This window comes from Pseudonocardia kujensis, assembly GCF_021283305.1.
Taxonomy (GTDB): Bacteria; Actinomycetota; Actinomycetes; order Mycobacteriales; family Pseudonocardiaceae; genus Pseudonocardia; species Pseudonocardia kujensis.
Genome location: NZ_JAJSOK010000015.1, coordinates 46,643 through 67,313 on the forward strand (window position 1 = coordinate 46,643; position 20,671 = coordinate 67,313).

24 protein-coding genes and 1 pseudogene are annotated in these 20,671 nt (G+C 74.5%); 17 read left to right on the plus strand and 8 right to left on the minus strand.

Annotation, left to right across the window (positions count from 1 at the left end):
• Nucleotides 1–95 precede the first annotated feature (95 nt).
• From LWC35_RS13235 to LWC35_RS13245, 3 genes are all read left to right on the plus strand, one after another.
• Complete coding sequence (locus LWC35_RS13235) at nucleotides 96–695, plus strand: flavodoxin family protein (RefSeq protein ID WP_232870396.1); 600 nt, start codon at nucleotides 96–98, stop codon at nucleotides 693–695.
• 30 nt (nucleotides 696–725) lie between these two features.
• Nucleotides 726–1,925: an alcohol dehydrogenase catalytic domain-containing protein gene (locus LWC35_RS13240; RefSeq protein WP_232870397.1), complete on the plus strand. Its 1,200-nt coding sequence runs from the start codon at nucleotides 726–728 to the stop codon at nucleotides 1,923–1,925.
• A gap of 160 nt (nucleotides 1,926–2,085) precedes the next feature.
• Complete coding sequence (locus LWC35_RS13245) at nucleotides 2,086–2,358, plus strand: DUF3040 domain-containing protein (protein ID WP_232870398.1); 273 nt, start codon at nucleotides 2,086–2,088, stop codon at nucleotides 2,356–2,358.
• A 3-nt stretch (nucleotides 2,359–2,361) separates the two neighbouring features.
• On the opposite strand, the gene LWC35_RS13250 is transcribed toward LWC35_RS13245, so the two are convergent.
• Nucleotides 2,362–2,982 carry a ribonuclease H family protein gene (locus LWC35_RS13250; RefSeq protein WP_232870477.1) on the minus strand — a complete coding sequence of 207 codons (621 nt, stop codon included), beginning with the start codon at nucleotides 2,980–2,982 and terminating at the stop codon, nucleotides 2,362–2,364.
• An 88-nt stretch (nucleotides 2,983–3,070) separates the two neighbouring features.
• Here LWC35_RS13250 and LWC35_RS13255 point away from each other — a divergent pair, with 88 nt between their 5' ends.
• Nucleotides 3,071–4,702 (plus strand): cation:proton antiporter, encoded by a 1,632-nt coding sequence (locus LWC35_RS13255; RefSeq protein ID WP_232870399.1) that lies wholly within the window; start codon nucleotides 3,071–3,073, stop codon nucleotides 4,700–4,702.
• Nucleotides 4,703–4,718: 16 nt separating this feature from the next.
• Here the strand turns inward: LWC35_RS13255 and LWC35_RS13260 are convergent, their stop codons facing one another.
• Complete coding sequence (locus LWC35_RS13260; RefSeq protein WP_232870400.1) at nucleotides 4,719–5,471, minus strand: G1 family glutamic endopeptidase; 753 nt, start codon at nucleotides 5,469–5,471, stop codon at nucleotides 4,719–4,721.
• Nucleotides 5,472–5,655: 184 nt separating this feature from the next.
• A pseudogene (locus LWC35_RS40915) lies at nucleotides 5,656–6,610 on the minus strand (TIGR03557 family F420-dependent LLM class oxidoreductase).
• A 226-nt stretch (nucleotides 6,611–6,836) separates the two neighbouring features.
• Between LWC35_RS40915 and LWC35_RS13275 the strand changes: the two are divergent.
• The 12 genes from LWC35_RS13275 (at nucleotide 6,837) to ku (ending at nucleotide 14,341) form a co-directional block, all read left to right on the plus strand.
• Nucleotides 6,837–7,280, plus strand: a complete 444-nt coding sequence (locus LWC35_RS13275) for a hypothetical protein (protein WP_232870401.1) — start codon at nucleotides 6,837–6,839, stop codon at nucleotides 7,278–7,280.
• A gap of 382 nt (nucleotides 7,281–7,662) precedes the next feature.
• The gene (locus tag LWC35_RS13280; RefSeq protein ID WP_232870402.1) at nucleotides 7,663–8,415 is read left to right on the plus strand and encodes a hypothetical protein; all 753 of its coding nucleotides are present in this window, start codon (nucleotides 7,663–7,665) and stop codon (nucleotides 8,413–8,415) included.
• Entirely contained in the window at nucleotides 8,408–9,748 is a 1,341-nt protein-coding gene (locus tag LWC35_RS13285; RefSeq protein ID WP_232870403.1) for an SRPBCC family protein, read from the plus strand. The genes LWC35_RS13280 and LWC35_RS13285 overlap by 8 nt, the downstream gene beginning before the upstream one ends.
• Nucleotides 9,749–9,751: 3 nt before the next feature.
• A complete protein-coding gene (gvpJ, locus tag LWC35_RS13290) occupies nucleotides 9,752–10,189 on the plus strand; it encodes a gas vesicle protein GvpJ (protein ID WP_232870404.1) in 438 nt (145 codons plus the stop codon).
• A complete protein-coding gene (locus LWC35_RS13295) occupies nucleotides 10,186–10,917 on the plus strand; it encodes a GvpL/GvpF family gas vesicle protein (protein WP_232870405.1) in 732 nt (243 codons plus the stop codon). Before gvpJ ends, LWC35_RS13295 begins: the two co-directional genes overlap by 4 nt.
• Nucleotides 10,918–10,923: 6 nt before the next feature.
• The gene (locus tag LWC35_RS13300; RefSeq protein ID WP_232870406.1) at nucleotides 10,924–11,154 is read left to right on the plus strand and encodes a gas vesicle protein GvpG; all 231 of its coding nucleotides are present in this window, start codon (nucleotides 10,924–10,926) and stop codon (nucleotides 11,152–11,154) included.
• 83 nt (nucleotides 11,155–11,237) lie between these two features.
• A complete protein-coding gene (gvpO, locus tag LWC35_RS13305) occupies nucleotides 11,238–11,594 on the plus strand; it encodes a gas vesicle protein GvpO (RefSeq protein WP_232870407.1) in 357 nt (118 codons plus the stop codon).
• Entirely contained in the window at nucleotides 11,591–12,049 is a 459-nt protein-coding gene (locus LWC35_RS13310; protein WP_232870408.1) for a gas vesicle protein, read from the plus strand. The genes gvpO and LWC35_RS13310 overlap by 4 nt, the downstream gene beginning before the upstream one ends.
• Entirely contained in the window at nucleotides 12,046–12,795 is a 750-nt protein-coding gene (locus tag LWC35_RS13315; RefSeq protein ID WP_232870409.1) for a GvpL/GvpF family gas vesicle protein, read from the plus strand. The genes LWC35_RS13310 and LWC35_RS13315 overlap by 4 nt, the downstream gene beginning before the upstream one ends.
• The gene (locus LWC35_RS13320; RefSeq protein WP_232870410.1) at nucleotides 12,792–13,061 is read left to right on the plus strand and encodes a gas vesicle protein; all 270 of its coding nucleotides are present in this window, start codon (nucleotides 12,792–12,794) and stop codon (nucleotides 13,059–13,061) included. The genes LWC35_RS13315 and LWC35_RS13320 overlap by 4 nt, the downstream gene beginning before the upstream one ends.
• Nucleotides 13,054–13,350, plus strand: coding sequence for a gas vesicle protein K (locus tag LWC35_RS13325; RefSeq protein WP_232870411.1), 297 nt, complete (start codon nucleotides 13,054–13,056; stop codon nucleotides 13,348–13,350). Before LWC35_RS13320 ends, LWC35_RS13325 begins: the two co-directional genes overlap by 8 nt.
• 88 nt (nucleotides 13,351–13,438) lie before the next feature.
• The gene (ku, locus tag LWC35_RS13330; protein ID WP_232870412.1) at nucleotides 13,439–14,341 is read left to right on the plus strand and encodes a non-homologous end joining protein Ku; all 903 of its coding nucleotides are present in this window, start codon (nucleotides 13,439–13,441) and stop codon (nucleotides 14,339–14,341) included.
• Nucleotides 14,342–14,359: 18 nt separating this feature from the next.
• Here ku and LWC35_RS13335 read toward each other — a convergent pair whose 3' ends face one another.
• Together LWC35_RS13335 and LWC35_RS13340 are read right to left on the minus strand one after the other, a co-directional pair.
• Nucleotides 14,360–15,436: a carboxylate-amine ligase gene (locus LWC35_RS13335; protein ID WP_232870413.1), complete on the minus strand. Its 1,077-nt coding sequence runs from the start codon at nucleotides 15,434–15,436 to the stop codon at nucleotides 14,360–14,362.
• Nucleotides 15,437–15,469: 33 nt separating this feature from the next.
• Nucleotides 15,470–15,925 (minus strand): DUF3040 domain-containing protein, encoded by a 456-nt coding sequence (locus LWC35_RS13340; protein ID WP_232870414.1) that lies wholly within the window; start codon nucleotides 15,923–15,925, stop codon nucleotides 15,470–15,472.
• Nucleotides 15,926–16,108: 183 nt separating this feature from the next.
• On the opposite strand from LWC35_RS13340, the gene LWC35_RS13345 reads away from it, so the two are divergent.
• Complete coding sequence (locus LWC35_RS13345; RefSeq protein WP_232870415.1) at nucleotides 16,109–17,116, plus strand: TIGR03557 family F420-dependent LLM class oxidoreductase; 1,008 nt, start codon at nucleotides 16,109–16,111, stop codon at nucleotides 17,114–17,116.
• Here the strand turns inward: LWC35_RS13345 and LWC35_RS13350 are convergent.
• From LWC35_RS13350 to LWC35_RS13360, 3 genes are read right to left on the minus strand one after another with little or no spacing between them, the layout of a single operon-like run.
• Nucleotides 17,094–17,762: an HAD family hydrolase gene (locus tag LWC35_RS13350; protein ID WP_232870416.1), complete on the minus strand. Its 669-nt coding sequence runs from the start codon at nucleotides 17,760–17,762 to the stop codon at nucleotides 17,094–17,096. The genes LWC35_RS13345 and LWC35_RS13350 overlap by 23 nt on opposite strands.
• Before the next feature lie 32 nt (nucleotides 17,763–17,794).
• Nucleotides 17,795–18,811 (minus strand): non-homologous end-joining DNA ligase, encoded by a 1,017-nt coding sequence (gene ligD, locus LWC35_RS13355; protein ID WP_443690205.1) that lies wholly within the window; start codon nucleotides 18,809–18,811, stop codon nucleotides 17,795–17,797.
• 43 nt (nucleotides 18,812–18,854) lie between these two features.
• The gene (locus LWC35_RS13360; protein WP_232870417.1) at nucleotides 18,855–20,609 is read right to left on the minus strand and encodes a phosphatidylglycerol lysyltransferase domain-containing protein; all 1,755 of its coding nucleotides are present in this window, start codon (nucleotides 20,607–20,609) and stop codon (nucleotides 18,855–18,857) included.
• Between the last annotated feature and the right edge of the window lie 62 nt (nucleotides 20,610–20,671).

Consider the following 20,671-nt stretch of genomic DNA (forward strand, 5'->3'; position numbering starts at 1 on the left):
CCCCGGACGCGGCGTGCCGCCCGGTCGCGTCGTTTGCCGCCACCGCGGAGGGGTATCGCCCCCGCGACCGTCGTCCGGCGAACGGGAGGACCGCCATGCTCACCGCACTGGCCCTGAACTGCACGCTGAACCCGTCGCCGACGGGGTCGAGCACCCAGACGATGGTCGACGAGGTGCTGGCCGCCCTCAAGCAGCACGACGTCGTGGGCGACTCGGTCCGCGTGATCGACCACGACGTGCGCCCCGGTGTGCAGCCGGACATGGGCGACGGCGACGAGTGGCCGGCGCTGCGGACGCGGATCCTCGACGCGGACATCCTCGTGTTCGCCACCCCGACCTGGGTCGGCCACCCGAGCAGCATCGCCCAGCGCGTGCTGGAGCGCCTCGACGCCGAGATCTCCGAGACCGACGACGAGGGCCGGCCGCTGATGTTCGGCAAGGTCGCGGTGGCCGCCGTCGTCGGCAACGAGGACGGCGCCCACAAGATCGCCGCCGACCTGTTCCAGGCGCTCAACGACACCGGCTTCACGGTGCCGGCGCAGGGGTCCGTCTACTGGAACGGCGAGGCGATGTCCGGCACGGACTACAAGGACCTCGACGACACTCCCGAACCCGTGGTGGCCACGACCGCCACCCTCGCCGCGAACGCGGCGCACCTGGCCCGGCTGCTGAACGAGCACCAGTACCCCGCCTGACGCCCTCACGGAGGGCAGAGAGGAGCCGTCGTGCGTGCAGTCACCTGGCACGGCAAGCGCGACGTCCGGGTGGACACCCACCCGGATCCGTCGATCAAGGATCCCGACGACGTGATCGTGCAGATCACCTCGAGCGGGCTGTGCGGTTCCGACCTGCACCTGTACGAGGTGCTGGGCCCGTTCCTCGGCGAGGGCGACATCCTCGGCCACGAGCCGATGGGCATCGTCGCGGAGAAGGGCCCGGGCGTGACCTCGCTGGACGTGGGCGACCGCGTCGTGGTGCCCTTCAACGTCTCCTGCGGGACCTGCTGGATGTGCGAGCGCGGGCTGCACTCGCAGTGCGAGACCACGCAGAACCGCGAGCAGGGCATGGGCGCCTCGCTGTTCGGCTACACGAAGCTCTACGGCCAGGTGCCGGGCGGGCAGGCGGAGTTCCTGCGCGTGCCGTTCGGCGACACGCTGCCGATCAAGGTGCCGGAGGGCCCGCCGGACGACCGTTTCGTCTATCTCTCGGACGTGTTGCCCACGGCCTGGCAGGCCGTGGCCTACGCCGATCCGCCGCGCGACGGCAGCCTCGTCGTCCTCGGGCTGGGGCCGATCGGCGACATGTCCGCCCGGATCGCCCGGCACCGCGGGGTCGAGACGGTCATCGGCATCGACCTGGTGCCCGAGCGGCTCGCCCGGGCGCAGAACCGTGGCGTGACCACCATCGACCTGCGCGACGCGGGCAAGGACGTCGTCGACGCGGTCCGCGCGCTCACCGGCGGCCGCGGGGCCGACGCGGTGATCGACGCGGTCGGCATGGAGGCGCACGGCTCGCCGTTCGGCAAGATCGCCCACCAGCTCGCCGGCTACCTGCCCGACGCGCTGGCCGCGCCGTTCATGAAGACCGCCGGCGTGGACCGCATGGCCGCCCTGCAGATGGCGATCGAGCTCGTGCGCCGCGGCGGCACGATCTCGCTCTCCGGCGTCTACGGCGGCATGGCCGACCCGATGCCGATGCTGCAGATGTTCGACAAGCAGATCCAGCTGCGGATGGGCCAGGCGAACGTCCACCGCTGGGTGCCGGACCTGCTGCCGCTGCTCACCGACGACGACCCGCTGGGGACCGAGGACTTCGCGACGCACCACGTGCCGCTCGAGGCCGCGCCCGACGCCTACAAGATGTTCCAGGAGAAGCGCGACGGGACGGTGAAGGTCCTGTTCAAGCCCGGGACCGCGACCTCGTGAGCACGAAGGGCGACGAGGACGTCCGTGCGGAGGTGGCGGTAGTCGCTGAGGAACGGGGGCACGATCCCCTGAAGGACTGACGTCGGAGGGGTCGGCACCGAAGGACGGTTGACCGGGCAGGCGCGGAGGAGTTCGCTCTCAGCAGGAGCGAGGGGGAGCCATGCTCAGCGACGAGGACCGGCGTCGGCTGCAGGACATCGAGGCGGCGATCCGGATGGAGGACCCGCGGTTCGCCGAGCGCCTCGCGCAGGGGAGGTTCCCCACGCGTGCCCGCAGGGCGGTGGCGCTCGTCCTCGTCGCGGTCGGCCTCCTGGGCCTGCTCACGGGGATGGCGCTGCTGTCCGGGGTGATGATCCTGTTCGCCGTGCTGGTCACCGGGATGGGCGCCACGCTGTGGTTCCGGCTCGGCGGCCGGCACCGCCCCGCCGGGTGACGGTCAGGCGACCAGTCGGGACTGCTCCACGGCCAGCGCGTCGACGAGGTCGTTCATCTCGTCCCCGGAGTGGCCCTTCACCCACCGGAAGGACACGTCGCCGCGCTCGTTGACCAGCGTGATCAGCGGCTCCCACAGGTCGCGGCTGACGACCGGCTTGCGCGCGCTCGTCGTCCAGCCGCGGGCGAGCCACCCCTTCCACCAGCCGTCCCGGAAACAGTTCACGACGTAGGTGGAGTCGCTGACCACCACCAGCGGGCCGTCGAGGGCCCGGACGGCCTCCAGCGCCGCCCGGATCTCCATCCGCTGGTTGGTGGTGCCCGCCTCGCCGCCGCTGTCCTGCCGGCCGTCCCGGGTGGCCCAGGCCCAGCCGCCCGGGCCCGGGTTGCCGGAGCACGCGCCGTCCGTCCACACCTCGAGGGCACCCTCGGCGGCGGGCATGTCCGGGCGCGGGGCCGACCGCGAGGGCCGCGCCGTGAGGGTGTCGGTACCCGTCCCCCCGCTCGCCTTCGCCGTCTCGGCGCACGCCGAGTGCGCCCAGGCCTTGCCCGCCTTCGCGATCTCCTCGCCGGGACGGACGGGGCTGGAGCAGACGCCGCAGGTGGTGGCGTACTTCGCGGTCATCGGCACCGCGCCAGCCTACGACCCGACTTCCCCGCCCCCGTCCGGGCTCCCGGCATGCTCCGGCCGTCGGAGGGGTACCGCTCGCTCCGTGTCGACCCAGGTCCTGCTCGTGGTGCTCGTGCTGGCGGCGGGGGTGGTGCTGGGCCGCCTCGTGAGCCGGCGGACGGGGCTGCCCGAGGCCGCCGTCTACGTGCTGCTCGGGGTGGCGGCGGCGTTCATCCCCGGGGTGGGCGAGGTGCGGCTCTCGCCGGACCTGGTGCTGCTGGTCTTCCTGCCGCCCCTGATCTACTACGCCGCCTTCTTCAGCGACCCCCGGGAGACCGCGAACAACCTGGTCCCCGTCGTCGGGCAGTCCGTCGGGCTCGTCGTCGCGACGGCGGTCGCCGTGGGCGGCACGCTCCTGCTGGTCTTCCCCGACGTCGGCTGGGCCGCCGCGATCGCGTTCGGCGCCGCCGTCGCGCCGCCCGACCCCGTGGCCGCGGGCTCGGTGCTGCAACGGCTGGGGGCGCCGCGCCGGCTGGTCACCGTGCTGGAGGCCGAGGGACTGGTCAACGACGGCGTCGCGCTCACCCTCTTCGCCGTCGCGATCGCGGCGGTCGGCGCCACGACCACGGTGGGCGAGGTCGGGCTGCAGCTGCTGATCGAGATCGGCGGGGGCATCGGGTTCGGGCTGGTCGTGGGGATCGTCAGCGCGACCCTGCGCCGGTTCGTCCGCGACACGGCGAGCCACGTGATCCTCTCGCTGGTCACGCCGTACCTGGCGTTCGTGCCGGCGCAGGAGCTGCACTCCTCGGGCGTGCTCGCGACGGTCACGGCCGCCGTGTGGCTCGGGGTCCGCGGCCGCGGGCTGGTCGAGCCGACCGTCCGGCTGCACTCGGAGACCTTCTGGACGGTGCTGAACTCGCTGCTGGTCGCGCTGCTGTTCGTGCTGCTGGGGATCCAGGTGCCGGCCGTGGTCCGCGAGGTGGGGGCGTACCCGTGGAGCGCGCTGGCCCTCGCGGCGGCCGCGGTCGTCGCCGTCGCGATCCTCGTCCGGCTGGCGTGGGTGATGCTGGTGGCTCCCCTGGGTGCCCTGCTGCCGGTCCGGGAGGAGCTGGCCGCGCAGATGCCCTGGCGGGAACGGGTGGTGCTCGGCTGGTGCGGGCCCCGCGGCGCCGTGTCGCTGGCGGTGGCGCTGTCGATCCCGCTGGCGGTCGCGAACGGGGCGCCCTTCCCGCGCCGGGACCTGTTGCTGTTCCTCACCGTCGTGGTGGTGCTGGCGACCCTGGTCGGGCAGACCGTGCCCCTGCCCTGGCTGCTGCGCGTGCTGCGGCTGCGGCCCGACGAGCGGGAGCGCACCGAGGGCGTCCGCGCCCGCCGGGCGGCGGTGGACGCCGCGCTGCGCGAGCTCGACGAGGTCGCCGAGCGCGACGAGCCCGCGCCGGCCGGGCTGGAGGAGCTGCGCCAGGTCCTGGAGCTGCGCCGCGACCACCTGCGGGAGCAGCTGGAGGCGACCCGGCACGCGCACCACCACGGCGACGACGCGACCGACCCCGCGCCGCGCGGGGACGGGGGCGCCGGCACCGGCGCGGACGCGAGCGAACTGCGGCTGCGCCTGGTGGAGGTCGAGCGGGAGACGCTGCGCCGGATGCAGTCGCGCGGAGAGATCAGCCGCCCGACGATGGTGGCGATCAGCCAGGAGCTGGACCTCGACGAGACGCAGCTCCGCCGGCGGCGGTGAGCACCCCCTCGGGCCCCTACTGGTGCAGGTAGGTGACCGTGAAGGTGCTGCCCCCGACCGGTCCGGTCCGGGTCTGCCGCACACCCGTCGTGCCGGACTCGAAGCCCACCGGCCGGTAGGAGGCCAGTGGTTTCCCGTCCACGGTGGCGCCGGAGAACGTGATGCTGCCGAACGACGGGAACGCCCCCGTGGGCGACTCGAGGACGACCTCGGCCGAGGTGTGGTCGTCCTGGAGGTGGGCCGTGTGCGTCGTCCGCGTCCAGCCCCGCGTGGTGTCGGCGACCGTGAAGGTGTAGTCCGCCGCGGTCCGCTGCACGCTGGCCGTCATCCGGTCGCCCGGGGCGACGGGGTCGGGGTGGTAGACCGGCGGCTGCGGCGCCGTCTCGTACCAGGCGCGGTAGACGGGCTGCCCGGAGGCGCACGTGATCTCGAGCCCGGCCTGCTGCACCGTCCCGGTCGCGACGCCGCCCAGCCCCACCCACGGCCCGAGGACCTGGGTCGGCGCACCGCAGCGCACGGCCGGGGCCGACCAGGCGGCCGACACCCGGGTGAAGCCGGTCCCGACCGCCGCCCAGCCCGACCAGTTGGACCCGGTGAGCTGCTGGTAGCCGGCGGACGTGGGGGCGGGCGCGGTGGTCCCCGTCGCCGGCGCCGCCTCGGCTACCGGCCCCCGCCCGTCGGAAGGGGCGAACAGCAGCAGGACCGCGCCCACCACCGCCGCCGCGGCGCCCCCCACCCGGCGCCCGTGCCGTCCTCGTGCTCCCGTCATGACGCCCCCCACCTCGCGACCGGACCGGGGCGTCAGCCAAGCACGCCGCACCGCCCGGAGTACAGGCCGACCGGCCCTTGTCCGGGGCGGGCCGGGCGGCTCGGCGCCGCGGCGGCAGGGCGGCGCGTCGCGGCAGGGCGGCCCGGCGCGGCACGACGGCCCGGCGCGGCGGCGGCAGGACGACTCAGCGCAGCTGCGGCAGCACCTCGTCGGCCCAGCCCCGGAAGAAGCCCTCGTGGTCGGTGCCGACCTGCTGGACGTAGACCTCGTCGACCCCGGCGTCGAGATACTGCCGGACCCGCTCGAGGTGGTCCTCCGGGTCGTCGCCGCACACGATCGCCTCGGCGACCTGCTCGCGCGGCACCAGCGTCATGGCGTCGGCGAAGTCCTGCGGGCGGGGGAGGGTCTGGGCGAGCTGGCCCGGAAGGGCGTCGTTGGCCCACAGGCGGTGCGCCCGGTCGATCGCGGCCTCGCGGTCGGGGCCCCAGCAGACCTTCATCCCGGCCTGGACGGGTTTGTCCCCGCCGCCGGACCCGCGGAAGGTCCGGGACCAGGTCGGCGTCGGGCGTCACCGTGCAGTAGCCGTCGCCGATCCGGGCGGCCAGCTCGGTGGCCTGCGGGCCGAACCCGGAGACGTAGATCGGCACGGGCTGCTCGGGCAGGGTGTAGACCCGCGCCTCCTGCACCTCGTAGTAGGTGCCGTGGTGGCTGATCTGCTTCCCCTCGTGGAGGAGGCGGATCACGTCGACCGCCTCCTCGAGCATGGCCAGCCGCTCGCCCACGGACGGCCAGGCGTCGCCGAGGACGTGCTCGTTGAGCAGCTCGCCGCTGCCGACACCGAGGACGAAGCGGCCGTCGAGCTGCACCGCGGCCGTGGCGGCGGCCTGCGCGATCACCGCAGGGTGGATGCGGACGGTCGGGCAGGTGACCGCGGTCGTGACGGGCAGGGACACGGCCTCGGCGAGCGCGCCGATCACGGACCAGACGAACGGGCTCTGGCCCTGCTCGTCGTTCCACGGGTGGAAGTGGTCGGAGATCCACAGCTTCTCGAAGCCGGCCCGTTCCGCCGCCCGTGCCTGGGCGACGAGCTCCTTCGGGCCGTACTGCTCGCAGGACAGGAAGTAGCCGATGCTCGCCATGCGGGACCGCTACCCCGGCGCGCCCCGGTGAACCACCCGGGCCCCGCGGCGCCGCTGGGCCGGACGGGGGAACCTCCGCCGTCCGGCACAGCGTCCTTGCTGCGACGGTCGGGCGGAATCCGCGTCGGGCACTCCTCGCGGCGAGTGGCGCCGACCCGGTTCGGGGTAGTCGGCGGGGAGCGCCGCACGCCCCGGGCGGCGCAGGCGGGGAGGAAGCATGCGGCCCATGACGGCACTGGAGACCGGCGACGAGGCCCCGCGGTCGGGCAACGGGACCCGACCGGCCGACCCCGGCCCCGCCGAGCGCCGGGACGCCGCGGTCGCCGACCTCAAGCAGAGCCTGCGTGACCTGCTGCGCACCGTGCTGCGCAGCTCCGTCGGGCTCGTGCTGGAGCACGTCGAGGACCTCGGCGGGACGATCCAGAAGATGGCCACCTCGGGCGGGCTCGCCATGGGTGGGCTGCTCGGCGGGGTGCGGGCCGGGTTGGCGGGCAAGAACCCGATCTGGGGTGCGCTGAAAGGCGCGGTCGGGGCCATGAGCACGGGAATGCGCGTCGCGATCATTCTCGCCCTGGTGCTCGCGATCCTGTTGTTGCCGATCACCGTCGTGTTGCTGCTGGTCGCACTGATCGTGCTGATCATCGTGGCCGCCGCCAAAGCAGGGTCCTGACGGCGCCAGGGGCCCGACGGAAATGTCCACCCCACCCTCTTTCGAGGTGCCGCGGTTCTTCGATCCGAACCGTGCGCACACGCCTGATCTCGGCCCGTGACCTGCTGCTCGTCCGACCGGGGGGTAGTCGCTCGTTCGGCGCAACCTGCTCACGAGTTCGCCGCAACCTGCCTCACCCGGGTGTTTCACGATCATTTCCGGGAAATGGACCGGGCGGGTGGGCCGAACGGCGCAAAAATGGCGGATGTCGGCGATCAGCGTGTGCGGCCAGATGCGTTCGGGTAGAAGCTCCTGACCCCGGTTCGGAGCCCGGGCGCGAGCGGTTCGGTGACATCGGTCCCTTCGCGCGGGCCCGGGCCGGCCACCACAACATGGAGGCACGATGAAATGCGGCGCACGGGTGGCCCTCGGGGTAGCCGGCGGCTACTTCCTGGGACGCACCAAGAAGATGAAGCTCGCCCTGATGCTCGGCGGGATGGCCGCGGGGCGTCGTGCGGGCGGGCCGGGTGAGCTCCTGGCCCAGGGCACCAAGCTGCTGAACAGCTCCCCCGAGCTCGCGGCACTGACCGACCAGGTCCGCGGGCGCCTGCTGGAGGCGGGGAAGGGCGCCGCCATGGCCGTGGCGGCGCGTCAGGTCGCCGCACTCACCGACCGGGTCGGCCAGAAGGTCGAGTCGCTCGCGGACACCGGTTCGGGTGCGAAGGACAAGGCCGGCAAGGCGAAGGGCAGGGCCGAGGACACGGCCGAGGACACGGCCGAGGACACGGCCGAGGACACGGGGTCGGACACGGCTGACGCCGGGGAGGACACCGTGGGGGCCGGCGCGGACGCGACGGAGAGCGCCGTGGAGAGCGCCCGTGAGGCCGTCGACGGCGGGGGCGACGACGAGGCCGATCGGGGCGCGGACGAGGACTCCGGGCAGGAGCCCGAGGACCAGCCGAAGCCGCGCCGGCGCACCGCCAAGGCGCAGGGCGCGGCGCGTGGGACGGGGTCCCGGGCCACCGGCTCCGGGCGTCGCACCGCGGCCGCGGGCACCGCCGCCGCGCGGACCGGGGCGCGGGCCGCCGCGGGCGGGGCGAAGGCCGCGTCGGGGCGCGGCAAGGCCGCCGCCAAGCGGAGGAGCAGCGATGCCTGACACGTCCAAACTGGCGGAGGCGCTGCCGTCCGACGCCTTGAAGGATGCCGGCTCGAAGCTGCTGTCGATGCTGGTGCAGCGGGCCGCCGAGGCCGCGACGGACCGGGTGACGAGCCTGACCGACCGCCTCGACACCGTCACCGAGAACGGCGGCTCCGGGCTGCGCGAGGCGTTGGGTCGCGGGCGCGACGAGGACGACCGGCGCGACGAGGACGACCCCGACGCCGAGGACGACGCCGACGACGACGGCGAGGGTGGCGGCAAGAAGGGCGGCTTCTTCTCCGGGATCAAGGAGAAGGTCAGCGGCCTGTTCGGCGGCGGTGGCGACGACTCCGAGGGCGGGGGCGGCGGCAGCGGCGGCGGCAAGAAGGTCAAGCTGATCAACATCGTGGAGGAGCAGGACGTCGGGCTGCCCGTCCGCACGACGTACAACCTCTGGACGCAGTACGCCGACTTCCCGGGCTTCATGAAGAAGGTCGAGAGCGTCGACCAGATCGCCGACGAGAAGACCCACTGGAAGGCGCAGATCTTCCTGTCCCACCGCGAGTGGGAGGCGACGACCATGGAGCAGGTCGCCGACTCGCACATCATGTGGCGGTCCAAGGGCGTGAAGGGCCACGTCGACGGCGCGGTGAGCTTCACCGAGCTGGGGCCGAACCTCACCCGGATCCTGCTGGTGCTCGAGTACCACCCGCAGGGCCTGTTCGAGCGCACCGGCAACATCTGGCGCGCCCAGGGCCGCCGGGCGCGGCTGGAGTTCAAGCACTTCCGCCGGCACGCCATGACCACCGCGATGCTGCACCAGGACGAGATCGAGGGCTGGCGCGGCGAGATCCGCGACGGCGAGGTCGTCCGGACCCACGAGGAGGCGCTGGAGGAGGAGCGGCGCGCCCGCGAGGAGGAGGGCGAGCCCGAGGAGCGCGACGAGTACGCCGAGGACGCCGACCGCGGCGAGGAGTACGACGAGGACTACGGCGACGAGGGCGAGCCCGCCGCCGAGTACGAGGACGAAGAGGAGGCCCCCGAGGGCGGGACCGAGGAGGCCCCCGTCGACGAGGCCGACGAGTACGACGAGGAGGAGCCCGAGGACTACGACGAGGCCGACGAGGCCGACGAGTACTCCGACGAGGAACCGGACGAGGACTACGACGAGGCCGACGAGGCCGACGAGGCCGACGAGGCGGACGAGGCGGACACCGCCGCCGACGAGGACCGCGACCGGGACACCGGCCGGGACACCGACGAGGACACCGAACCCGACGAGGAGCCGCGCCCGGCCCGCCGCCGTACCGCACGCCGGCAGACCGCGGGCGCCGGCGGAAGGAGCCGATGAGCGATGACGGTGGCGACGCAGACGCAGGGCGGGGGGTACGTCGACCGCGGGGGCGGGGGCGGCTCGAGCGGTCTCGCCGACGTCGTCGAGCTGATCCTCGACAAGGGCCTGGTCATCGACGTGTTCGTCCGGGTCTCGCTGGTGGGCATCGAGATCCTCACCATCGACGCGCGCGTGGTCGTGGCGAGCGTGGACACCTTCCTCCGCTTCGCCGAGGCCACCAACCGCCTCGACCTCTACGGCAAGGGCAAGGGCGGCAAGGACCTGACCGAGCTCACCCAGGGGATGATGGAGGGCGGCGCCAAGGGCAAGACCGCCGGCGCCCTCGACGCGGCCGTCGACAAGGTCGGGGAGCTCCTGGGCGGCAACAACCGCGAGGAGGAGCAGGAGGAGGCGCCGCGCCGCCGGCGGCCGCAGCGGACCCGGGAGCGTGAGGCGTGAGCGCGACGTACGTCTACGGGCTGGTCCGGGCCGACGCCGAGCTGCCCGAGGACCTGGTGGGGCTGGGTCCCTCGGGCACGGTCTCCACCGTGGCGCACGAGAAGGTCGCCGCGATCGTCGGCGACGTACCGCTCGACCGGCCGCTCGGCACCCGGGACGACCTGGTGGCCCACGAGGCCGTGGTGGACTCGGTGGCCGCGCACACGACGGTGCTCCCGATGCGGTTCCCGGCCGTGATCGAGGAGGAGGGCGTGCTCGCCGAGCTCCTCGAGCCGCACCACGACCGGTTCGTCCGGGCGCTGGACCAGCTCGAGGGCACGGTGCAGTACACCCTCAAGGGGCGCTACGACCAGGACGTCCTGCTCCGCGAGATCGTCGAGGAGGACTCGGGGGTGCGCGAGCTGCAGGAGCGCATCCGCGGGGTGCCCGAGGACGCGGCCTACTACGACCGCGTCAAGCTCGGCGAGCTGATCGTCAAGGCGCTCGAGGAGCGCCGTGACGTCGACGCCAAGGACATCCTGGACCGGATCGGCCCGTTCGCCGAGGCGGTCTCGGCCACCCCACCGACCCAGCCCGAGGACGTCGTCAACGCGGCGTTCCTGGTACGACGGGACGGGGCGGAGGAGTTCGAGGCGGCCGTGGAGGAGCTGGGTGGGGACACCCACGAGTGGCTGAAGCTGCGGCTGCTCGGGCCGCTCGCCCCCTACGATTTCGTGCCGGAGGAGTGATCGCGGATGGGTCTCGTGTCGGGTCTGCTCGGGCTGCCGCTGGCACCGATGCGCGGCGTCCTGTGGCTGGCGCAGCAGATCCAGGACCAGGCCGAGCAGCAGTACTACGACCCGGCACGGATCCGTTCCGAGCTGGAGTGGGTCGACGAGGCGCGCCGCACCGGTGAGCTGTCCGAGGCCGAGGCCGCCGAGCGGGAGAACGAGCTGCTCCAGCGCCTGATGGTGCGCCGCGCATGAACGGGGCCCGCGGCGCGGTCACCGGCCCTCACCGGCGGGACCGATGACGGACGACCACGACGAGGACGCGGGGCGGCGCGCCCGTGAAGCGGCAGGCGAGGAGGCCGGCGAAGGAACCGGCGGCGGACACGGGGGAGGACACCGGGGCCGACCGCTCGGGGGACGCGCGCAACGGCCGGGTGCTGCCGGCCGAGGCGGCCCGCCGGGCGGCCGAGCAGATCGTGGCGCTGACCGGCCGCGAGCTGGAGTCGGTGGTGTCGATCGAGCGACGCGACGAGGGCTGGCTGATCGGCGTGGAGGTCGTCGAGACCCGCCGGATCCCGGACTCGGCCGACATCCTGGCCGTGTTCGAGGCGGAGGTCGACGAGCACGGCGACCTCTACGGGTACCGCCGCACCGCCCGGCACAGCCGGGGACAGCTGCACAGAGGAGGACGATGACGACCGGAGGTCTTCCGGTACCGGGACGCACCGCCCGACCGCCCGAGCACCGCCAGGAGTCGACGAACCTCGCCGACATCCTCGAGCGCGTGCTGGACAAGGGCATCGTGATCGCGGGCGACATCCGGGTGAACCTGCTCGACATCGAGCTGCTGACCATCAAGATCAGGCTGCTCGTCGCCTCGGTCGACAAGGCCCGCGAGATGGGTATCGACTGGTGGGAGCACGACCCGAGCCTCAGCTCCGGCCAGCGGGACCTGAACGAGGAGAACCGCCGGCTGCGGCAGCGGATCGGGGATCTCGAGGCCGCCCGTACGCGCGGCGAGCTGGAGAACGGTTCGGCGCCGGACGCGGAGGCGGAGTCGCGGCCGGAGGCTCAGCCGGAGTCTCGGCCGGAGGCTCAGCCGGAGCCGGTGCGCAGGCGGAGCGCCCGGGCCCGGGAGGAGCGGGAGTGAGCCTGGTCTGGTTGTACGCGGTGCGCCACGGCGGGGCCGACCGGCCACCCGCCGGACCCGGTGTCGACGGCGAACGCCCCCGGCTCGTCGTCGAGGGCCCGCTCGTCGCGGTGGTCGGCACGGTGCGCGAGGAGGAGTTCGACGAGGCGGCGCTCGCCCGCGCGATGGAGGACCTGGACCGCATCGAGCGGCTCGCCCGCGCGCACCACGCGGTGATCGTGGAGGCGGCGGCCGAGGAGCCGACCGCGCCCCTGCGGCTGGCCACCGTCTACCGGGACGACGAGGCGGTCGCCCGGATGCTGCGCGAGCGCGCCGCCGAGTTCGCGCAGGTGCTCGAGCGGGTCCGCGACCGGCAGGAGTGGGGCGTCAAGGTCTACGTCGACGCGAAGCCCGAGGCACCCGCCGAGGAGCCCGCGTCCTCCGGGAAGCCCGGCACGGCCTACCTGCTGCGCCGGCGCGCCGACCGGGACCGCGGCGCGCAGGCCCGCGAGCGCGCCCGGGCCGTCGCGGACCGCATCGACGAGACGCTCGCCGGGGTCGCGGCGGCGGCGCACCGGATGAGGCCGCAGGACGCCCGGCTCAGCGGCCGGGCGCAGGAGATGGTGCTCAACGCGACCTACCTGGTCGACGCGGAGGCCGAGGAGGGATTCCGCGCGGCGCTCGCCGCGGTGGAGGCGGACGGGGCGACGGTCGAGCTCACCGGCCCGTGGCCGCCCTTCTCCTTCGCCACGCTGGGGGAGTCGTGACCCTCGCCCGAGCCGATGGTCGGGGTCGCGAGCTCCCCGTTCGCCCGGACGACGAGCTCTCCCTGGTCGACCTGCTCGACCGGCTGCTCGCCGGCGGCGTGATGCTGACCGGCGACATCACGATCTCGCTGGCGGACGTCGATCTGGTGCACGTCTCGCTGCGGGCGCTGATCAGCTCGGTGTCGACCCTGCTGGAGGGGCAGGAGACCGCCGTGCCGGAGGCGGCGCTGTCGGAGGCCGAGGTCACGGAGGTGCGCCGTGCCTGAGCTGCCCCGCCGCGTGGACGCCCAGCCGGACACGGTCGGCCGCGACCTCGGCCGGCTGGTGCTCACGATCGTCGAGCTGCTGCGCCAGCTGATGGAGCGCCAGGCGCTGCGCCGGGTCGACGCCGGCGACCTGCCCGACGAGAAGATCGAGCAGCTCGGCCTGGGCCTGATGCGGCTCGAGGAGGCGATGGTCGAGCTGCGCGAGCACTTCGGGCTCGAGCCCGGCGACCTCAACATCGACCTCGGCCCGCTCGGCAACCTGCTCGGTCCCGAGGCCGGCTCGCGCTGACCGACCGACGAGCGCCGACGGGTGACCGCCCGCGGCGGCGGGTACCCGGTCGTCGCCCGGGGCGGCCGGGCCGGACGAGGGAGGCGGCGTGGCACGCGCGATCTGGACGGGCTCGATCACCTTCGGGCTGGTGTCGATCCCGGTGGGGCTCTTCACCGCCACGGACGACCACACCGTGCACTTCCACCAGTTCGAGCGGGGCACCTCGGACCGCATCCGCAACCAGCGGGTCAACGAGCGCACCGGCGAGGAGGTCGACTACGGCAACATCGTCAAGGGCGCCGAGGTCGGCGACGGCGAGTACGTCGTCGTCGAGCAGGAGGAGCTGGACCAGATCGCGCCCGGCCGCTCCCGCACCCTCGACATCAGCGACTTCGTCGACCTCGCCGACATCGACCCGGTCTACTACCAGCGCACCTACTGGCTGGCGCCGACCGGCGACGAGTACCGCAAGCCCTACGCCCTGCTGCGCGAGGCGATGAAGCAGGGCGACAAGGCCGCGATCGGCACGTTCGTGATGCGCGGCAAGGAGTACCTGGCCGCGCTGCGGGCCGACGGCGACGTCCTGGCCCTGCACACCCTGCACTTCGCCGACGAGGTGCGGGACCCGTCGGAGCTGGAGAACGTCCCGACGCGCCGGACCAAGCCGGGCGAGAAGGAGCTGCGGATGGCCACGCAGCTGATCGAGTCCATGAGCGGGCCGTGGAAGCCCGACCAGTACCGCGACACCTACCGCGACCGGGTCGACAAGCTCATCGAGGACAAGAAGCAGGGCCGCGAGATCGTCACCGAGTCCGAGCCGCCGGAGCCCACCGAGATGTCCGCGCTGCTGGAGGCCCTGCAGCGCAGCGTCGAGGAGGCCCGGGGGAAGAAGTCGGGGTCCGGCGGGAAGTCCGGCGGGAGCGGGTCCGGCAGCAAGTCGGGCAGCGGCAAGAGCGGGGGCAAGGCCGGCGGGAAGTCCTCCTCGGGCTCGCGCAGCAAGGCCTCCTGACCCGGCGGCCGACCCGGCTCAGCCCCGCGCCGCCAGCGCGTCGTGCACGACGGCGCGGAGGTCGCCGCCCTTCTCGAGGGCACGGCGCTGGTGGGTGGCGCCGGGGCGGCGGGCGACCAGGGACTGCCACAGCTCGGTGACGGTGTCGTGGTCGCCGGCCGTGCGCAGCGCCGGGCCGACGTGCTCGAGCAGCGCGCGCACGACCTCGGCCGCCGGCGCGGGGCGCCACGTGTGCGGGTGCAGCAGGTCCGCGTCCAGCCCCGACCGGCTCGCCCGCCACGCGGCCAGCCGCAGGATCTCGGTGCGCACCGGGTCGGCCGGCACGCCGTCGGCCCACTCCCGGGCCGCCGTCTCGACCAGGGCCCGGGTCAGGGCGGCGACGAGGACGGCGTCGGCGGGCTCGCGGCAGACGTCCGCGACCCGGACCTCGAGGGTCGGCTGGTGGTGCGAGACGCGGGCGTCGAAGTAGAGCATGCCCTGGTCGAGCAGGGTGTCGGTGCCGAGCAGGGCCTCGGTGAGCTCGCGGTAGGCGGCGGCCGAGCCGTACGGGCCGGTCGGGCCGGCGGAGGGCCAGCGCCCCCAGACCTGGGTGCGGAAGCCCGCGTAGCCGGTGTCCGTACCCGCCCAGAAGGGCGAGTTGACCGACAGCGCGAGCAGCACCGCGAGCCAGGGCCGGATCCGGTCGAGCGCGCCGACGGCCTCCTCGTCGGACCCCACGGCGACGTGCACGTGGCAGGCGCAGGTCAGCTGTTCGCGCCCGATGCGCCCGAAGCGCTCCACCATCGCGCGGTAGCGGTCGTCCGGGGAGACGTGGGCGTCCGCGGGGACCGGCGGGGTGCCGAGCGGCACGGCCTCCACACCCGCGGCCCGCGCCGCCTCCGCCGCCTGCGCGCGGCGGGTGCGGATCTCGCCGAGCAGGTCCCCGAGGTCCCGGACCGCGTCGGTCGCCGTCTCCACCTGCTCGGCCTGCAGCTCGCCGGTGAGCTCGGCATCCCGCGCCCGGCGCAGCACGGTCGCGCCGACCGCGCGCGGCTCACCCGAGTCCGGGTCGACCAGCAGGAACTCCTCCTCGACGCCCAGCGTGCGCACTGCCACGCGATCAGTATCGCGGGCGGGGTGCGGGAGGTGTCAGCCGCCGCGCCCGGCGCGGCGGAGGGAGCGGCACCAGAACCCGCCGGCGGCCCCGAGCGCCGCACCGACCATCGCGTACGCCGGGCGACCGGCCACGAGCCCGACGAGCAGCCCGATCGCGGACATCACGGCGAGCACGGCGATCGCGGCGATCTCGGGGCCGGGGGAAGGCGGTTCGGGCTCGTCGTCCTCCTCGGCCGACTCGCCCGTGCCCTCGACGCCCTCGACCCCCTCGACGCCCTCGACGCCCTCGTCGAGCGTCGGGGCGGGCGCGCCCGCCCCGAGCCCCGGGTCGGGGACCGGGGCCGCGGGCGCCGATCGGCCGGGGCTCGGTTCGACGGGCCCGGGGACCTCCCGCGGGTCCGCCGTGAGCTGCCGGGCGAGCCGGGGGTCCTCCCGTTCGAGGAACCTGCCGATCGCCGCGAGGGCCGCCCGTTCCTTGCTGCTGAGCACCGTGTGCTCCTCTCGTCCGGGTTGCGGCCCGACTACCCGGGAGGGAGGGGCCGAACCGCTCCGGGCGCCATCGGTCGGACGGACACGCCGGGCAGGGTCGACGGGGCAGGGTCGACGGGGCAGGGGCACGGTGCAGCGTCGACCGGGCAGGGTCGTCGCCGGCAGGGCGGGTACCCGCCGGGCATGACCTCCTTCGGCTACACCCTGATGACCGAGCAGCGCGGGCCGCGCGAGCTCGTCGCCGACGCCGTCGCCGCGGAGCGGGCCGGGTTCGACTTCGAGGTGATGAGCGACCACTACTTCCCGTGGCTCGACGAGATGGGCCACGCCCCGTACGCGTGGAGCGTCCTCGGCGCCGTCGCGACCGCGACCGAGCGGGTCGGCCTGATGACCTACGTGACCTGCCCGATCATGCGGTACCACCCGGCCGTCGTCGCGCAGAAGGCGGCGACGGTCGCGCTGCTGTCCGACGGCCGCTTCACGCTCGGGCTGGGGTCCGGCGAGAACCTGAACGAACACGTCGTGGGGCGGGGCTGGCCGACCGCCGACGTCCGCCAGGAGATGCTCGACGAGGCGGTCACGATCATCCGGGAGCTGCTCGGCGGCGGCTACGTGACCTTCGAGGGGAAGCACTACCGGGTCGACTCGGCCAAGCTCTGGGACCGCCCGGAGGACGGCGTCCCGCTCGCGCTCGCGGTGTCCGGCGCCCAGTCGGTGAACCGGTACGGCCCCGTCGCCGACGCGATGGTCGCCGTCGAGCCGGAACCCGACCTGGTCGAGGGCTGGGACCAGGCCTCGGGCGCCGACCTGCCGAAGATCGGCCAGCAGCCGATCAGCTGGGGCCCGGACACCGACGCCGCCGTGGAGCGCGCCCACTCCCTGTTCCGCTGGTTCGCCGGCGGCTGGAAGGTCAACGCCGAGCTGCCCGGCACCGCGGGCTTCGCCGCGGCCACCCAGTTCGTGCGCAAGGAGGACGTCGCCTCGGCGATCGCCTGCGGGCCGGACGTGGCGGCGCACGTCGAGGCGGTGCGCCCGTTCGTCGAGGCCGGGTTCACCCACGTCGCGCTGGTCGAGGTGGGCGGCGAGATGCAGCCCGACTTCCTCGGGTTCGCACGCACCGAGCTGCTGCCGGCGCTGCGCGAGGAGTACGGGGAGTCGAAGGACCCCGCTATCGCCGTGCGAGCGCGGTGACGAGGTGCTCGCGGAGCTCCGGGACGGACTCGAACACGTCCCGGGCTCCCGCCTCCCGCAGCTCGTCGACGGAGAAGCCGCCGGTGCGGATCGCGTAGCCGGCGTACCCGGCCCGGCCGGCCGCCTCGAAGTCCCACACCGAGTCACCGACCACGAGGGCCTCGCGGCCCTCGACCTTCTCCACCGCCACGCCGATCAGGTCGGGCTGGGGCTTGGTCTGCTCGACGTCCTTGCTGGTGGTCCAGGCGTCGGCGAGCTCGCGGCCGCCGAACAGGTCGAGGTAGGCGTCGACGTGCTCGGGCTTGCCGGAGCTGGCCAGCACGATCTTGAGCCCGGCGTCGCGCAGCGCGGTGAGCAGCTCGCGCACGCCCTCGAACGGCTGCACCTCGCGCAGCAGCGGGTCGAACTCCTCCTTCCAGGCCTCGCGGACCCCGTCGCCGTGCTCGGCCTCGAACTCCTTCCCGGCGACGGCGGGGACCAGCTGGTCGCCGCCCATCCCGATGGCCCGGTGCAGCCGCCAGACCGGCAGCGTCACGTCGAACCGCCGGAACGCGCGGAACCAGGCCAGCGCGTGGTGGTAGTTCGTGTCGACGAGGGTGCCGTCGACGTCGAGCACGGCGGTGTCCACGGTGGTCTCCGGAGCCATGGGGGCCGGGTACCCGCCCCGCGCCCGGTGACTCATGTCCCGTCGCCCCCACCGGGTTCCTCGCGCACCACCTCGCGCGGGTCCTTGTCGTCGCGCAGCCCGAGGTAGCGCGGGTGCCGCAACCGGGCGTCGCGGGTCCACTCGGTGAACCCCACCTGCGCGACGAGCTCGGGCCGCAGCCAGTGCGCACCCTTCTCCCGCACGGGGCCGGCGAAGGGCGAGCGGTCGGCCGCGAGCCCGTCGAACCGCTCCCGCAGCCGGTGCAGCACCTGCCCGTCGAAGCCGGTGCCGACCTTGCCGGCGTAGTGCAGCCCGTCGCCGTCGTACACCCCGACGAGCAGCGCGCCGAAGCCCTGCCGCGAGCCCGCCGGGTCGGTCCAGCCGCCGATCACGAACTCCTGCTCGCGGACGCACTTGAACTTCAGCCAGTCCTCGGAGCGCTTCCCGGGCCGGTAGCGGGCGTCGGCGCGCTTGGCGATCAGCCCCTCCCACCCGCGGGCGCACGCCTCGGTGAGGTAGGCCTCCCCCTCGGTGTTGCGGTGGGTGGAGAAGCGGAGCGGGTCGGTGAAGTCGACGGCCGCGCGCAGCAGGCGCTTGCGGGTGCGCAGCGGCAGGCCGGTGACGTCGCGGCCGCCGACCACCATGACGTCGAACAGGTAGCCGAACACCGCGACGCCGGTCGCGCGGGCCCGGTCCGGGTCGTGCAGCCCGAGCCGGCCCTGGAGCTTCGAGAAGCTGGTCTGGGCCCCGTCGAACGCCACGATCTCCCCGTCGGCGACGAGCGCCGGGCCGCGGCCGAGCGCCTCCGCGATCTCCGGGTAGGTGTCGGTCATGGGCTTCTCGGCGCGGGACCAGATCGTGGTGCCGCCCCCGTCGCGGACGAGCACCGCGCGCACCCCGTCGAGCTTGCGCTCGTAGATCCAGCCGGGGTCGGAGAAGTGGTCGGCGGTCAGCGTGGCGAGCATCGGGGGGACGAACCGGGCCGCGGCCGACGGCAGCCCCGCCCGTTCGTCCGCGTCGAGCAGGTCGAGCGGGTCCGTGGTGGCCATGGCCGATGCCTACCGCCTTCCGCGGACCGGCGCGAGTCCGCCGTCAGCGGCGCAGCATCCGCAGCAGGGCCGGCGGGCGCCCGCCGAACCCCTCCGCCTCGAGCATCGCGAGCAGCACCCGCGGCAGGTCCCGCACCGCCGGGAAGAGCAGGAAGCGGGGCTCCCAGGACGGGCGGAACTTGGCGTTGAACCGGTACAGGCTCTCGATCTGCCACCACCGCGAGGCGCAGTGCAGGATCCGGGCCCACAGCCGCGCGACCGGCCCCGCACCCAGCCGCTGCCCGCGCTCGAGGGCACCGCGGAACACCGCGAAGTTCAGGGAGACCCGGGCGATCCCGTGCCCGCCGGACCACCGCACGACGTCGACGACGAGCTGCTCGGTGAGCCCGCCGTCGGCCGCCGGGTCGCGGCGCATGAGATCGAGGGAGAGCCCGTCGCGGCCCCACGGCACGAACTGCAGCAGCGCGACCGGGACGTCGTCGCGGTGCGCGACGGCCAGGACCGCGTCGCCGTCGGCGGGGTCGGCCGTGCGGGACAGCGCCATGGAGAAGCCGCGCTCCTCGGCGTCGCCGCGCCAACGGCGGGCCAGCCCGGCGAGCTCGGCCCGCTCCGCCGGGTCGATCTCCCCGACCCGCCGGACGCGCACGGTGAAGCCCGCCCGTTCGGCGCGCGCGACGGTCTGCCGCAGGCCCCGCATCGCGCGGCCCTCGAGGGTGAACGCGGCCGTGTCCAGGACGGCCTCGTCGCCGAACTCCAGCACGGAGAGCCCGGCCCGGGCCCACGCCGTCGCGCCCTCCTCGGAGCACGCCAGCACGGCCGGCACCCATGCGTGCGCCACCGCCCGGTCGAGGAAGGCCGCGATCGCGGCGTTCCACTCGCCCTGCTCGCCGAGCGGGTCCCCGGAGGCGAGCGCCACCCCGGCGAGCACGCGGTAGGACACCGCGGCGCCCCCGCTCGGGGCGTAGACGACGGTGCGGTCGCGGCGCAGCGCGAAGTAGTCGAGCGAGTCCGGGTCGGGCCGGCGGGCGAGCATGGCACGCAGCCGCTCCTCGTCGGCCGGCTCCAGGCGGGACTCCGGTTCGGGGGACCGCAGCAGGAAGTAGCCGGCACCGAGGACGGCGAGCACCCCGAAGGTGAGGCCGACGGTCGCGGTGAGGTCGTCGAGCCACACCCCGTGGTCGGTGAAGGCGACCGGGCCGGACACCCCGACCAGCGCGAGCAGCGCCTGGTCCAGCTGCTCGGACCCCGCGGTGCCGGGCGCGAGCCGGTGCGGGTTCAGCGCGAGGAACAGCCACACCACGCCCACGCCCGCCACGGCGAACTGGACCAGCACCCCCGCCGCGCGGGTGACCCCGCCGGGATCGGAGCGGGCCGGGAAGAACCGCCGGGTGACGACGAGCAGGCCCAGCAGCAGGGCGGTGACGGCGGCGGCCACCGCGGCGTGCCCGTGCGCCGGGCCGACGACCCGCGTGAGGTTGACGGCCGTGAGCGCCGCGGTGATCAGCACGGCGAGCGCCCAGGCCCGCCGCTTGCGGCGGCGCAGCCCGGCGGCGAGCAGCAGCATCCCGACGCCCGCCACCACGGTGACGACGACCTGCCCGACCCCGACGATCTCCGGCAGGCCCACGGAGGCCCGGAACGGCTCGCCGAGCATCCGCCGGGGCCCGGCGAGCAGCCCGCCCGCGAGCGTGAGGACCCCGACCACGCGCGAGGACCACACGACCACGCCGACCGCGGTCGCCCCGGCGAGACCGGCCGGCACCCGCGGGAAGGCGCCGGTCGGGGCGGAACGGGTCATCGCGCCCGCCCCGGCCTGCGGGACGCGGTCGGCGCCGGTGCCATGGGGCGCACGATACGACC

Excerpts from the sequence above, each read along its gene's own strand:
- LWC35_RS13310 (WP_232870408.1), top strand. The coding sequence starts at position 11,591 with ATGACGACCGGAGGTCTTCCGGTACCGGGACGCACCGCCCGACCGCCC.
- gvpJ (WP_232870404.1), top strand. The coding sequence starts at position 9,752 with ATGACGGTGGCGACGCAGACGCAGGGCGGGGGGTACGTCGACCGCGGG.
- LWC35_RS13350 (WP_232870416.1), bottom strand. The coding sequence starts at position 17,762 with ATGGCTCCGGAGACCACCGTGGACACCGCCGTGCTCGACGTCGACGGC.
- ligD (WP_443690205.1), bottom strand. The coding sequence starts at position 18,811 with ATGGCCACCACGGACCCGCTCGACCTGCTCGACGCGGACGAACGGGCG.
- LWC35_RS13360 (WP_232870417.1), bottom strand. The coding sequence starts at position 20,609 with ATGACCCGTTCCGCCCCGACCGGCGCCTTCCCGCGGGTGCCGGCCGGT.
- LWC35_RS13285 (WP_232870403.1), top strand. The coding sequence starts at position 8,408 with ATGCCTGACACGTCCAAACTGGCGGAGGCGCTGCCGTCCGACGCCTTG.
- LWC35_RS13245 (WP_232870398.1), top strand. The coding sequence starts at position 2,086 with ATGCTCAGCGACGAGGACCGGCGTCGGCTGCAGGACATCGAGGCGGCG.
- LWC35_RS13260 (WP_232870400.1), bottom strand. The coding sequence starts at position 5,471 with ATGACGGGAGCACGAGGACGGCACGGGCGCCGGGTGGGGGGCGCCGCG.
- LWC35_RS13345 (WP_232870415.1), top strand. The coding sequence starts at position 16,109 with ATGACCTCCTTCGGCTACACCCTGATGACCGAGCAGCGCGGGCCGCGC.
- LWC35_RS13250 (WP_232870477.1), bottom strand. The coding sequence starts at position 2,982 with ATGACCGCGAAGTACGCCACCACCTGCGGCGTCTGCTCCAGCCCCGTC.
- LWC35_RS13275 (WP_232870401.1), top strand. The coding sequence starts at position 6,837 with ATGACGGCACTGGAGACCGGCGACGAGGCCCCGCGGTCGGGCAACGGG.
- LWC35_RS13280 (WP_232870402.1), top strand. The coding sequence starts at position 7,663 with ATGAAATGCGGCGCACGGGTGGCCCTCGGGGTAGCCGGCGGCTACTTC.
- LWC35_RS13235 (WP_232870396.1), top strand. The coding sequence starts at position 96 with ATGCTCACCGCACTGGCCCTGAACTGCACGCTGAACCCGTCGCCGACG.
- LWC35_RS13300 (WP_232870406.1), top strand. The coding sequence starts at position 10,924 with ATGGGTCTCGTGTCGGGTCTGCTCGGGCTGCCGCTGGCACCGATGCGC.